Below are 12,587 nucleotides of genomic sequence, written 5' to 3'. Positions count from 1 at the left end.
GTGCGGGGTGGAGGCCGGATCGCGGTCATCCTATGTCCGGGCGGGCGCGCGACACAATCACCGGCGGCGAACTGCGCAGGGTCTGCAGCACGACACAGTAGCGCTCGGTCACGGCGATGACCTTGTCCAGCGTCTCCGCGTCGGCGTCCGCATCCAGCTCGAAGCGCATGCGGATCTCGCGAAAGCCGACCGGGCAGTCCTTGGCGAGTCCGAGGGTGCCGCGGAAGTCGAGATCGCCCTCGGCGATGACCTTGCCGGATCTGACCTCGACGCCGAAGGCCGTGGCGACGGCTTGCAGTGTGACCCCGGCGCAGGCCGCCAGCGCCTGCAGCAGCATGTCGCCCGAGCACGCCTGTGCTCCGCTGCCGCCGGTGGCGGGGTGGAGTCCCGCCTCGACCAGGGCACGCCCGGTGTCGACGGCGCAAGCGAGGTTCTCGCCGAGCTGTCCCTCCGCTTTAAGGGTCACCAGGGCGGCCTCGGGGCTCTCGCCATAGCGCGCTTTCAGGGGCGCCTGCAGCGCCCTCAGCTCATCGGATCTCATCGCCATCATCCTCTCGGTCTTGTCATGGTGGTCGATGAGGATGGATGCGGGCGAAACCCCCGTGATCAACGCCACCGCGATTGCGGGGGCGTCGCCGTCGACTCGACCGCGCCATCTCCCACCGAGCGAGCGCTTGGCTGGACGGAGGGCCAAGGCCGCCTCGGGCGTCAATGACCTTGCTTTTTCCCCGTGCTGCAGTAGATTCTTGCCACTCTTCGATTTCAGGCCACCCTTGTTGCCGACCCCTTCCCTCAAGCCGACTCCGAGCGTCCTCGAGACATCCTCATCGCGCATTCGTCCCGCGGTCGTCAGTGACCTGAGCGCCTTGCTGCGGCTGGAGGAGGCGTCGTTCCAAACGGATCGCATCAATCGCCGCCAATTTCGCTATCTGCTGACACGCGGGCGGGCTCGGGTGCTGGTCGCGGAAGACGTTGGTACGCTGCTCGGCTACGTCTTGGTGCTCTTCAGCCGCGCGACCTCGGTGGCTCGGCTCTACTCGATCGCCGTCTCTGAGCAGGCGCGCGGGCGCGGCCTGGGGCAGCGCTTGGTGGAGGCGGCGGAGCAGGTGGCCTGGGAGGAGGACCGTGCCTACATGCGCTTGGAGATCCGTCGCGACAATGTGGCGTCCCAGACGCTGTTCGAGCGTGCGGGTTACCGGCGCTTTGGTGTGCTCTCGGACTACTACGAAGACCACATGGAGGCGCTGCGCTACGAGAAGCTGATCGCGCCCGAACTCAAGCCGGAACTCAAGCGTGTGCCCTTCTACGAGCAGACCCTGGATTTCACCTGCGGCCCCTCGTCGCTGATGATGGCCATGCAGGCCCTGCGGCCGAGCCTGGAACTCAATCGGACCCTGGAGCTGCGCGTCTGGCGCGAATCCACCACCATCTTCATGACCTCCGGGCATGGTGGCTGCGGGCCGCTCGGGCTGGCGCTCGCGGCGCACCGGCGCGGGTTCGAGGTCGAGGTCTTCGTCAATGACACCGGCGTCTTGCTCGTCGACTCGGTGCGGAGTCCGGAGAAGAAGGAGGTGATGCGCCTGGTCCACGAGGACATGCTCGCCGAGGCCGAGCAACGCGGCATTCCGATCCACTACGAGACGCTGAGCATTGCCGACCTGCAGGCGCGCTGGGACGCGGGCGTCGTGCCCCTGGTCCTGATCAGCTCCTATCGCATCTATCAGGAAAAATTCCCTCACTGGGTCGTGATCACCGGCTTCGACGAGCACTTCGTCTACGTCCACGACCCCTACGTCGACTACGACAACGGAGAGACGACACTGGATTCCATCGACATGCCGATTCAACGCGACGAACTCCGCCGCATGGCCCGCTATGGCCGGGTTGGGCTGCAGGCCGTCGTCCTGGTGTCCGAGCCGGGCGGGCTGCGCGCCCATGGCTGAGCATCTGCTGCTGGTCGAGCAGCATGGCGATTGGAAGCCCGGCTATCCGCGCCTGCCGGTGGTCACGGCGCGGGATTACCTCGCCGGCGGCGACTTGGCGGCCAAGCGCGACTTGCGGGTCATCAATCTCTGCCGCAGCTACCGCTACCTCTCCTTGGGCTACTACTGCTCCCTGCTCGCCGAGGCGCGGGGCCACAAGGTCATTCCGACGGTGCGGACCATCCAAGAACTCTCCAGCCGGGACATCTATGGTCTGGCGACCGAGGAACTCAATGCCCTGGCGCAGCGCCTGCTCGGTCGTCGCAAGACGACCGCCTTGACCCCGACCGCCTATGAGCTGACCATCTGTTTCGGCCAGTGCGACGTCAAGGAACTGCAGCCGCTTGCGCGTCTCATCTTCGAGACCTTTCGCTGCCCCATCCTCAAGGTCGAGTTTCGCCTGCAGGGCAGTTGGCGGATTGGGGCCATCAAGGCCTTGCCCATCACCTCGGTCGGGGACGATGCCGACAGTCCCTTGTTCACGGCCTTGGAGGGCTATCTCTCCAAGCGCTGGCGCCAGCCGCGCGCCCGACTCTCCTACCGCTATGACCTTGCCATCCTGCATGATCCCAACGAGGAGCTGCCGCCCTCGGATGCCAAGGCCCTGGCGCGCTTCGTCAAGGCCGGCAAGGCACAAGGGGTGAACGTCGAACTCATCCAGCGCAAGGACTACGGCCGGCTCGCCGAGTATGACGCCCTCTTCATCCGCGAGACGACGCGGATCGGCCATCACACCTTCCGCTTCGCCAAGAAGGCGGACAGCGAGGGTATGGTCGTGATCGACGATCCGGACTCCATCCTGCGCTGCACCAACAAGGTCTACCTGGCGGAGCTGCTGGCGGCGCACCGCATCCCCCGGCCCAAGACCCTGGTGCTGCGCAAGGAGAGTCTGCTGGATGCGGAGGAGCAGATCGGCTACCCGATCGTGCTCAAGATCCCGGAAGGCTCCTTCTCGCGCGGCGTCTTCAAAGCGGAGGACCGCGGCGGTCTGACCCGGATCGCGGCGAAGCTCTTCAAGGAATCGGATCTCATCCTGGCGCAGGAATTTCTCTATACCTCCTTCGATTGGCGTATCGGCGTCCTTGGTCGCAAGCCCTTCTATGCCTGCAAGTACCTCATGAGCCGCGATCACTGGCAGATCGTCAAGCACGAGGTCGATGGTCGGCACGAGGAGGGCGGCTATGAGACCCTGGCCGTCGAGGAGGTTCCGCCAGCGGTGATCAAGATGGCGCTGCGGGCCGCCGATCTCATCGGCGACGGCCTCTATGGGGTCGATCTCAAGGAGACGCCCTCGGGGCCCGTGGTCATCGAGGTCAACGACAACCCCAGCTTGGACGCGGACGTCGAGGACAAGGTACTCGGCGATCAACTCTATACGCGTCTGATCGGCGAACTCGTCGAACGGTTGAATCGGCGCCGAATCAGGAAGGCCTGAACTCATGACAGAACGGACGGGCCGCGGCAACGCGGCCTCAGTGAACGCCCCCGCCGAGATTTCGGCTTCACCCCTCGCCCGCTATCGGGAGTTGGTCGACGATTGGGATGCCTTCGCCGCGGCCTTATGCCGCCCGCTGCCCGGCTGCGTCTGGGCCAACCCGGCGCGGATCGGCGTCGAGGATCTGGCCGCGCTGCTTGTCGAGCAAGGCGTGAGTGTGCAGCCCGTGCCGGGTCTGCCGCGGGCGCTCGCCGTGCCGGCGAGCTTTCGCACCGGTCAGCAATGGTGGTACTGCATCGGCTTGGCGCATGCTCAGGAGGTCGTTTCCCAGCTTCCGGCGACGCTGATGGATCTCGAGCCCGGCCAGCGGGTGCTGGATATGTGCGCGGCGCCTGGCGGCAAGACGGCGCAGATCGCCTTCGCGCTCGATAACCGCGGCACCCTGGTCGCCAACGACATCTCCTTCATGCGTATCAAGGCACTGCAGGGCAACCTGGACCGGCTAGGCGTCGTCAATGTGACCACGACCTGCAGCGACGCCGCCAACTGGCCGACCGCGAGCGGACAGTTCGACCGTATCCTGGTCGATGCGCCCTGCTCGAGCGAAGGCACGCTGCGGCGCAACGTCTCACTGCTGCAGCGGCTCGATCCCGCCAATTCCGAGCGTCTCGGGCCGCGTCAGCGCGCCCTGCTGCGCAAGGCGGTGCAGCGCTGCCGTCCGGGTGGTCGGATCCTCTATTCGACCTGCACCTTCGCGCCGGAAGAGAATGAGCTGGTGGTGGCTGACATCCTGGCCGAGTTTCCCGATGACCTGCGTCTGATCCAGGTGAGCGTCCCGGGCTTTCGGACGCGGCCCGGCATTACCGAGTGGTGCGGTAGGACGCTGCCCCCGGAGCTGGCGCTCTGCCACCGCTTCTGGCCCCATCACAACGACAGCGGCGGCTTCTTCATCGCCGTGCTGGAGAAGCGCGCCGATCTGCCCGCCGAGCCCGAGCCGAGGCGCGCCACCGGCAGCGAGGACGGCAATGATGACTGGCTCGCCGGTCTGGATGCCAAGTATGGCTTCGCGGACGGCTACTGGGACCGCTATCGCGTCAATCGCCAGACCCGTCGCGGTCTGCACCTGATGGCGGCGGATCATGTCCCGCCGGCCGTGCCGAAGGCCGAAGGCAGTGGTCTCTTCTTCCATCGCACCAATGCCAAGCCACCCAAGCCGACGACCGCTGGGGCGCTGCTGCTCGGGCGCGATGCCGCGCGCTTCCGGCTCGAGCTGACCGAGGACCAACGCGACGCCTACATGCGCCGCGAGACCTTCGCGCCGACGGACGAGCAAAAGGGTCTGAATGAGGTCGGGCAGGTGATCGTGAGCTACCGTGGTCACGTCCTGGGGGTAGCGATCTTTCACCGCTCGGGGGTCATCGAAAGCCAGTTCCCGAGGCGATGGAGCGGCTGCGCACCTGGACCTCGGCAGGCGCTCGACACCGCGATCCCGGATTGAAATGCCCAAGCGGGACCCGTATGCCTGAACTGGCGGCGCGCAATTCGGGGCGTCACGCGCGAGAGGCGGCAGCCTTGCGCGCCCCTGATTCCGGCTCGATTCGAGCCGCTTTGAATGCACTAGACTCAGGGCAATTTCACTGCCGATTGTGCGGCGTTGCCATTGTCTGAATCGAGTTCAGGAGGTTGTACATGAGACGATACAAGCTTACCGACTGTTTGGCCCTAACGCTTGCGGTCTCTGTTTACGGATCGACGCTTTGGGCGGAGTCGGGAGCGATGAAGCCCGAGCCCAAACGGCCTGAGGGCGTCCAGACCCAGTGGGCCATCGCGCCGGAAGGGGGCGAGGCCCCTACCACTGCCTACCCCGAGGGTACCCTGCTGCAGAAAGACATCACGCTGCCCGCCGGAACCCTGCTGCCGGGCGGCGCCGTGCTGCCGCAATCGCCCGCCGAGGCCGCGCCGACCGATGCCCCGATGTCCAGGAGCGCCGTCGACCTCGATGCCGCGACGGGTGTTCCCTACATCAGCGGGGGCATCGGTGTCTCCGGCCGCGAGGAGATGGAAGGGGTCAAGTCCAAGTTCAACCTTCGCCTCCTGTTCGCGGTCAAGGGGTCTGGCGCCTACCTGGCCGACGTCAAGGTCCGCATCGACGACGCGGCCGGCCCGACGCTGCTTACCGCCGTCGCTCAGGGGCCCTGGTTCTATGCGGATCTCGCCCCTGGCTCCTATGTGCTCACCGTCGACAACGCCGGACAGACCCAATCGCGGGACATCCAGGTGCCCGCAACCGGCGCGGTCGAGCAGTCCTTCTACTGGACGGATTGAGCTTGGGAGGCGAGCGCCAGCCGGCCGCTCGGCCGGTTGGTGGGAGCGGCGCCTCGCCGCGATGATCCCGCGCGCCGAGGCTGCCTTGCCTTGGCGATGTGCCTGCCTGGACGCTGAGCGAAGCCCCTCCACCTCAACACCTATCGGTTTTATGTAGCCAGGGCTTCCAGCCCTGGCAAACCAGGCCAGGATGGCCTGGCTACGCAGGCTTGGAGCGGCTGTTCCGGTTGATTTCGGGAAACCGATAGGTGGTGAGGCCCCTCCACATCGCCGATTGACCCATGATCAAAGCCCGGCTGACGCCGAAAGCGTCTAGACGAAGGTTTGCAGCGCTTTCCGCAGCAAGGGGGCGAGGGCGTCGCGGTCTAGCTCTGGATGATTGACGAAGCGTGCGTAGAGACCGTCGAACAGGGTGATCATGATCTCTGTCTCGGCGGCCTTCTCCGTCGGTTCCCCGCCGCGCTCGCGGCTCGCCCGCCGCATCAGCTCACCGAGCCGCTCGCGTTTGACCTTGTCCGCCGCGCGCACGCTGGCCGCGACCCTGGGGTTGCGGGCCGCCTCCGCCAGGATCTCCAACTCCAGCGCGGCGTTCTCCAGATCCGTTCTCTCCTGTAGACCGATGTCCACGCGGTCGAGCATGGCTTGGAAGGCGTCTTCCGCGTCTTCGAACTGCCTCACCATGTCTAGAGATTGCTCGAGCTTGTGCTCGATCAGCGCGGTAATGATCGCCTCCTTGTTCGGGAAGAAGTGATAGATGTGCCCAGGGCTCATGCCGCACGCCTGCGACAGCTTGGCGATACTGGTGCCGTGAAAACCGTGCTGCGCGAAGCAGCTTGCGGCCGCCTCCAGAATCTGGCCGCGTCTTGCCTGGCCACGTGTTGATTCGCAGGTCGGCTGATCTGTCATAGGTGGCTCCTCGTCTTGTCGTGGCGCTGGCGTCTGGTGTTGCGTTCGCGCTGTGCCGAGTTCTGGGTCGCGCTGACGCTCGGGCCGGGAGTGCATGCTTGACACTTGACCTCGGCCGTCTTGATCACTAGATTGAGCATTCATTCTAGAATGAACGTTCAGTCGAGTTTTTTCCAGCCCGAGGTGATCATGATTGCAGACGCTCGTCGGCCATTGATGGCCGCGCTATTCCCGCTGACCGCTGCATTGCTCCTCGCGGGCTGTGACAAGCCCGACCAGGCCGCGGGGCCGGGCGCTGGCGGGGCGCCCACGCCCGAGGTGGGCACGGTGACCGTCCAGGCCCGTGCCACGACCCTGACCACGGAGCTGCCCGGCCGCACGACCTCATACCGCATTGCGGAGGTTCGGCCGCAGGTCGGTGGGATCATCCAAGAGCGTCTGTTCAAGGAGGGTGGTCAGATCGCGGTCGGTCAGGTGCTCTATCAAATCGACCCGGCGGTCTACCAAGCCACCTTCGACAGCGCCAAGGCGGCACTGGCGCGCTCCAAGGCGACCCTGGCCCGTGCCCAGCTGAAGGCGGATCGCTACGCCGGGCTGGTCAAGGCGAACGCCGTGAGCCAGGAGGACTATGACGACGCCGAGGCCGCGCTCAAGGAGGCGGCCGCAAGCGTCGCGGTCGACGAGGCCGACCTGGCCACGGCACGCATCAACCTGGAGTACACCCGCGTCACCTCGCCCATCGCCGGCCGCATCGGCCGCTCGACCGTGACCCAAGGCGCCTTGGTGACCGCCAATCAAGAGCTGGCGCTGGCCACCGTGCAGCAGCTCGATCCCATCTACGTCGACCTGACCCAGTCGAGCGCCCAGCTCTTGCGGCTGCGGCGCGCGCTCGAGGACGGTCGTCTGCAACGGCCGGACGGCGATCAGCCCAAGGTCAGCTTGCGGCTGGAAGACGGGAGTCGCTATCCCTTGGAAGGGCGCCTGGAATTCTCCGAGGTCACGGTGGATCGGGGCACGGGGGCCGTGACCCTGCGTGCCAGCTTCCCCAATCCGGATGATGTCCTACTACCGGGCATGTTCGTACGTGCGAGCGTCGAGGAGGGCATTCGGCCCGATGCCATCCTGGTGCCGCAGCAGGGCGTTCAGCGTGACCGTCGCGGCAACCCCATTGCCTTGGTCCTGACCGCGTCGGGAGAGGTCGAGCAGCGGACCCTGAAGACGGATCGTGCCATGGGGAACCAGTGGCTGGTCGACTCGGGGCTGGCCCCGGGTGACACCTTGATCGTCGAGGGCACGCAGAAGGTGCGCGCCGGAGCCAAGGCGCAAGGCGTCGACGTGAGTGAAAAGCTCGCGGAGGCGGTCGCCTCGACGCAGCCTTGATGGCTCGGCTTGTCGCCTGAGCCCAGACCGCTCGCTGGGGGCGATCAGGCTGCTGTTGCGCCATAAGAATCCTTGAAGGCGCAAAATGCTTGCAGATGAGTCAAATTTCGATGAAGCGTCCGACCATCCAAAGCCGTCAGTATCGGTATCGGTATCGGTATCGGTATCGAACCGACGATAGCGATCCCGATTCCGATAGCGATCCCGATGGCATGACTCGTCGGTCTGAGGCGAAGCCTCGCTAGCGAGTCGATTTCCCGGTGCCCTCTCGGGCGCCGGACTCATTCTAGGACCCGAGGATCCTCATCCATGGCCCGTTTTCGATGAAGCGTCCGACCATCCAAAGCCGTCAGTATCGGTATCGGTATCGGGATCGGTATCGGGATCGGTGTCGGTATCGGTATCGAACCGACGATAGCGATCCCGATTCCGATAGCGATCCCGATGGCATGACTCGTCGGTCTGAGGCGAAGCCTCGCTAGCGAGTCGATTTCCCGGTGCCCTCTCGGGCGCCGGACTCATTCTAGGACCCGAGGATCCTCATCCATGGCCCGTTTCTTCATCGACCGCCCCGTCTTCGCCTGGGTGATTGCCATCGTCATCATGCTGGCGGGCGTCCTGTCCATCCTGTCGCTGCCGGTGTCCCAATACCCGAGCATCGCGCCGCCGGCCATCTCGATCACGGCGACCTATCCGGGCGCCTCCGCTCAGACCGTGCAGGATTCGGTCACCCAGGTCATCGAGCAGCAGATGAACGGGCTGGATGGGCTGAGATACATGTCCTCGACCAGTGAGTCGAACGGCGTCGCGACCGTCACCCTGACCTTCAACAATGGCGTGGATCCCGACGTCGCGCAGATGCAGGTGCAGAACAAGCTGCAGCTTGCCACCGCAGTCTTGCCCGCCGCGGTCCAGCAGCAGGGGCTTCAGGTCGCCAAATCCGTGAGGAACTTCCTCATGGTGGTGGCCTTCGTCTCGCGCGATGGCAGCCTGGGCAGTGCCGACCTGGGCGACTATGCCGCCAGCCTGGTGAAGGATCCGCTCAGCCGCGTGCCCGGCGTCGGCGAGATCACGTTGTTCGAGGCCCAGTATGCGATGCGGATCTGGCTGGACCCGAATCGCCTCAACCAATACGGGCTCACGCCAGCGGACGTGACGGCTGCCATCGAGGCCGAGAATGCCCAGGTCTCCGCGGGGCAGCTCGGGGCGATTCCGGCGGTGCAGGGGCAGCGTCTGACCGCGACGGTCAATGTTCAGAGCCGGCTCAACACGCCGGATGCCTTCGGCGCCATTCGTTTGCGCACCGATGCCGACGGTTCGACCGTGCTCCTGCGCGACGTCGCGCGCATCGCGCTGGGCAGCGAGAGCTACACCAAGACGGCCCGCCACAATGGCAAGCCCGCCGCCGGCATGGCGATCCGGCTCGCGACTGGGGCGAACGCGCTGGAGACCGCGGACGCGGTGAAGCTGAAGGTGGAGGAATTGTCCGCCTTCTTCCCGCAAGGCATGGAGGCCGTCTACCCCTATGACACCACGCCCTTCGTGCGTATCTCTATCACCGAGGTGATCAAGACGCTGCTGGAGGCGGTCGTCCTGGTCTTCCTGGTGATGTACCTCTTTCTGCAGAACTTTCGCGCGACGCTCATCCCGACCATCGCCGTCCCCGTGGTCCTGCTCGGGACCTTCGGCGTGCTGGCGGCCTTCGGCTTCTCCATCAATACCCTGACCCTCTTCGCCATGGTGCTGGCGATCGGCCTCTTGGTGGACGACGCCATCGTCGTCGTCGAGAACGTCGAGCGCGTGATGCGCGAGGAGCAGCTGCCGCCCAAGGAGGCGACGCGGCGCTCCATGGACCAGATCACCAGCGCCTTGGTCGGCATCGCCTTGGTGCTCTCCGCCGTGTTCATCCCCATGGCGTTCTTCGGCGGCTCGACCGGCGTCATCTATCGCCAGTTCTCCATCACCATCGTCTCGGCCATGCTGCTCTCGGTCGTGGTGGCGCTGACACTGAGTCCGGCCTTGGCCGCAACCCTGCTCAAGCCCATCCCGCACGGCCCCCGGCGCGGCTTCTTCGGCTGGTTCAACCGTAACTTCCAGCGCTCGGTGAATCTCTATGAGAAGAGCGTCGCCGGCATCGTCAAGCGGCGCTGGAGCTTCGTCGGCGTCTACCTGGTGCTGGTCGCCGTCATGTGGGGGCTGCACGAGCGCATGCCGACCTCCTTCCTGCCGGAAGAGGATCAGGGGATCTTGATCCTCCAGGTCATGTTGCCCTCGGGCGCGACCCGCGAGCGCACCATCCAAGTGCTGGAGCAGGTCGAGGACTACTTTCGCGAGAATGAGCAAGAGACGGTTCAGGAGCTGATCACGGTCGCCGGTTTCAGCTTCGCCGGCCAAGGTCAGAACATGGCGATCGGCTTCGTGCGCTTGAAGGACTGGAGTCTGCGTGATCGTCCGGACCTCAGGGCCCAAGCCATCGCCGGTCGTGCGATGCGTGCCCTGTCCCAGATCCGTGATGCCCGCGTCTTTGCCCTTTCGCCGCCCGCAGTCATCGAACTCGGGACCGCGTCCGGATGGGACGTGCAGCTCCAGGATCGTGCCGGTCTTGGGCACGAGGCCCTGACGGCCGCACGCGGCCAGCTCCTCGGCATGGCCATGCAGCATCCCAAGCTGGTCGGGGTGCGCCCCAATGGACGCGAGGACGAGCCGCAATTTCAGGTCGAGGTCGATCGCACCAAGGCCGGTGCGCTCGGGCTTTCCCTCGATGACATCAACAGGACCCTTTCTGTCGCCTGGGGCAGCGCCTATGTCGATGACTTCGTCCACGAGGGGCGCGTCAAGAAGGTCTACCTGCAGGCGGATGCGCCCTACCGCATGTTGCCCGAGGACCTCGACGCCTGGTACGTGCGCAATGCGGCCGGCGACATGGTGCCCTTTTCGGCCTTTGCCGCAGGGGATTGGACCTTCGGTTCGCCGCGTTTGGAGCGCTACAACGGCTTGCCGTCGTCGGAGATCCTGGGGCAGGCGGCGCCCGGCGTGAGTTCGGGCGAGGCCATGAATGTCGTGCAGGAGCTGGCCGCCAAGCTGCCCAAGGGCTTGGGGCTGGAGTGGACCGGACTCTCCTTCGAGGAGCGCGCGGCGGGTGCTCAGGCCCCGGCGCTCTACGCCCTCTCGGCACTGGTGGTCTTCCTGGCGTTGGCCGCTTTGTATGAGAGCTGGTCGGTGCCCTTCTCAGTCATGTTGGTGGTGCCCTTGGGCGTCTTGGGCGCGGTCGTCGCCGCGAGCGCGCGCGGGCTGCCGAGCGACATCTACTTTCAGGTGGGGCTGCTGGCGACCATCGGCCTCTCGGCCAAGAATGCCATCCTGATCGTCGAGTTCGCCAAGACACTGCAGGAGCAGGGTAAAGATGCCCTGTCCGCCGCCTTGCAGGCGGCCCGCATGCGAATCCGTCCCATCGTCATGACCTCGCTCGCCTTCGGGTTCGGCGTGCTGCCGCTCGCCATCAGCACGGGTGCCGGCTCGGGGGGGCGGAACGCCATTGGCACCGGCGTGCTCGGCGGCGTGGTCGCGGCCAGCATGCTCGGCGTGCTCTTCGTGCCGCTCTTCTTCGTGCTCATTCGCGGGCGGATGAAGCGCCCAGCGGCGGCAGGGGAGGGCACGTCGGTCGGAGCGGTCCAAGCTGACGCATGAGCCGCCGCGATGTTCGCCGGGAGGGTGACACTCCCAGCATGCTGCCCGCACGGTTGCGCCAGGTCACAAAAGCGTTGTCCTGCCGCCGAGCGACGCTATCCTCTTATCGTCGTAACGTGTAGTAAGTCAATGTTTGGCTGCGTCCTTCCATCTCTAATCGAGGGAAGTGCTGCGGTTGCTAGAGACCACGAGGAGTCGAAGGATGGAAATCTTTATTGGAAACCTTCCCGGACAGGCGACGCTCGTCGAGCTGACCAGCTTTTTGGAAGGCGTCGCGATCAAGTCGGACTGCCGTTTTTACGAGGGCCGCGGCATAGACAACCGCAACTACCACTACGTCGTTGCCCGCGCGCCGAGCCGCGCCGATGGTCTGGCTCTCATCGCTAGATTGAATGGACAGCTATTTGGCGGACGTCCGATCGTCGCTCGCGAATATCGCCGACGCGCGCCGCGCTCGCAGTGGCAGGGCGCGGACAGGCGCGTCAACGCGATCTAAGGCGATTTACGCGAAAGAACTTACCCGCAGTTTGGTCGGATGAGGATATCCCATTTGGGCAAAGTGGAACTGCGCTCCAATCGTGCTTCGATCTCTTTCATGGCCCCTTTGGTTAGGGTGATGCCTTTCGCATAGACCTTGCGGCTGAGCTCCACGATGGGATGGATTCCTTTCCAGGTCATGCTCTTGGCCCATTCCAGTACGGTGGTGACATCCACCAGTTGCGTGCCGTTCCAATGTTGCTCCAGAATGCCCCAGCAGCGCTCGATCGGATTGTATTTGCTGTGATAAGGCGGGTAGTAGAGGAGTTGGATTGGTTTGCCGATGGCATCGGCAAAGGCCACCAGACGGTGGAGAAACTGCGTGCGTCTGCCAC

The 12,587-nt window shown here is 65.1% G+C and carries 10 protein-coding genes; 7 read left to right on the top strand and 3 right to left on the bottom strand.

Annotated elements, in window-relative coordinates:
- Nucleotides 1-25: 25 nt before the first annotated feature.
- Nucleotides 26-694 (bottom strand): OsmC family protein, encoded by a 669-nt coding sequence (locus tag G3480_RS02610; protein ID WP_240905538.1) that lies wholly within the window; start codon nucleotides 692-694, stop codon nucleotides 26-28.
- 163 nt (nucleotides 695-857) lie between these two features.
- Here G3480_RS02610 and G3480_RS02605 point away from each other — a divergent pair, with 163 nt between their 5' ends.
- From G3480_RS02605 to G3480_RS02590, 4 genes are all read left to right on the top strand, one after another.
- Nucleotides 858-1,943, top strand: coding sequence for a GNAT family N-acetyltransferase/peptidase C39 family protein (locus tag G3480_RS02605; RefSeq protein ID WP_206171462.1), 1,086 nt, complete (start codon nucleotides 858-860; stop codon nucleotides 1,941-1,943).
- Nucleotides 1,936-3,417 (top strand): RimK family protein, encoded by a 1,482-nt coding sequence (locus tag G3480_RS02600; protein WP_164652114.1) that lies wholly within the window; start codon nucleotides 1,936-1,938, stop codon nucleotides 3,415-3,417. Before G3480_RS02605 ends, G3480_RS02600 begins: the two co-directional genes overlap by 8 nt.
- Nucleotides 3,418-3,421: 4 nt before the next feature.
- Nucleotides 3,422-4,915 (top strand): RsmB/NOP family class I SAM-dependent RNA methyltransferase, encoded by a 1,494-nt coding sequence (locus G3480_RS02595; RefSeq protein ID WP_164652113.1) that lies wholly within the window; start codon nucleotides 3,422-3,424, stop codon nucleotides 4,913-4,915.
- 191 nt (nucleotides 4,916-5,106) lie between these two features.
- Complete coding sequence (locus G3480_RS02590) at nucleotides 5,107-5,742, top strand: carboxypeptidase regulatory-like domain-containing protein (RefSeq protein WP_240905537.1); 636 nt, start codon at nucleotides 5,107-5,109, stop codon at nucleotides 5,740-5,742.
- A 312-nt stretch (nucleotides 5,743-6,054) separates the two neighbouring features.
- On the opposite strand, the gene G3480_RS02585 is transcribed toward G3480_RS02590, so the two are convergent.
- Nucleotides 6,055-6,648: a TetR/AcrR family transcriptional regulator gene (locus G3480_RS02585; RefSeq protein WP_164652112.1), complete on the bottom strand. Its 594-nt coding sequence runs from the start codon at nucleotides 6,646-6,648 to the stop codon at nucleotides 6,055-6,057.
- Nucleotides 6,649-6,837: 189 nt separating this feature from the next.
- Between G3480_RS02585 and G3480_RS02580 the strand changes: the two genes are divergently transcribed.
- The 3 genes from G3480_RS02580 (at nucleotide 6,838) to G3480_RS02570 (ending at nucleotide 12,211) form a co-directional block, all read left to right on the top strand.
- Nucleotides 6,838-8,028 (top strand): efflux RND transporter periplasmic adaptor subunit, encoded by a 1,191-nt coding sequence (locus G3480_RS02580; RefSeq protein WP_164652111.1) that lies wholly within the window; start codon nucleotides 6,838-6,840, stop codon nucleotides 8,026-8,028.
- A 546-nt stretch (nucleotides 8,029-8,574) separates the two neighbouring features.
- Nucleotides 8,575-11,715, top strand: coding sequence for an efflux RND transporter permease subunit (locus tag G3480_RS02575; protein ID WP_164652110.1), 3,141 nt, complete (start codon nucleotides 8,575-8,577; stop codon nucleotides 11,713-11,715).
- A 202-nt stretch (nucleotides 11,716-11,917) separates the two neighbouring features.
- Nucleotides 11,918-12,211 carry an RNA-binding protein gene (locus G3480_RS02570; RefSeq protein ID WP_164652109.1) on the top strand — a complete coding sequence of 98 codons (294 nt, stop codon included), beginning with the start codon at nucleotides 11,918-11,920 and terminating at the stop codon, nucleotides 12,209-12,211.
- Between the two features lie 20 nt (nucleotides 12,212-12,231).
- On the opposite strand, the gene G3480_RS02565 is transcribed toward G3480_RS02570, so the two are convergent.
- Nucleotides 12,232-12,587 (bottom strand): ISAzo13-like element transposase-related protein (locus G3480_RS02565; protein WP_206171458.1); only part of this gene is annotated, 356 nt, incomplete at its 5' end.

This window comes from Thiorhodococcus mannitoliphagus (genome assembly GCF_010915725.1).
GTDB lineage: Bacteria > Pseudomonadota > Gammaproteobacteria > Chromatiales > Chromatiaceae > Thiorhodococcus > Thiorhodococcus mannitoliphagus.
Note: the sequence above shows the minus strand (reverse complement) of the source record. Positions and strands in the feature narration are given on the sequence as shown.

Excerpts from the sequence above, each read along its gene's own strand:
- G3480_RS02585 (WP_164652112.1), bottom strand. The coding sequence starts at position 6,648 with ATGACAGATCAGCCGACCTGCGAATCAACACGTGGCCAGGCAAGACGC.
- G3480_RS02570 (WP_164652109.1), top strand. The coding sequence starts at position 11,918 with ATGGAAATCTTTATTGGAAACCTTCCCGGACAGGCGACGCTCGTCGAG.
- G3480_RS02580 (WP_164652111.1), top strand. The coding sequence starts at position 6,838 with ATGATTGCAGACGCTCGTCGGCCATTGATGGCCGCGCTATTCCCGCTG.
- G3480_RS02600 (WP_164652114.1), top strand. The coding sequence starts at position 1,936 with ATGGCTGAGCATCTGCTGCTGGTCGAGCAGCATGGCGATTGGAAGCCC.
- G3480_RS02575 (WP_164652110.1), top strand. The coding sequence starts at position 8,575 with ATGGCCCGTTTCTTCATCGACCGCCCCGTCTTCGCCTGGGTGATTGCC.
- G3480_RS02595 (WP_164652113.1), top strand. The coding sequence starts at position 3,422 with ATGACAGAACGGACGGGCCGCGGCAACGCGGCCTCAGTGAACGCCCCC.
- G3480_RS02590 (WP_240905537.1), top strand. The coding sequence starts at position 5,107 with ATGAGACGATACAAGCTTACCGACTGTTTGGCCCTAACGCTTGCGGTC.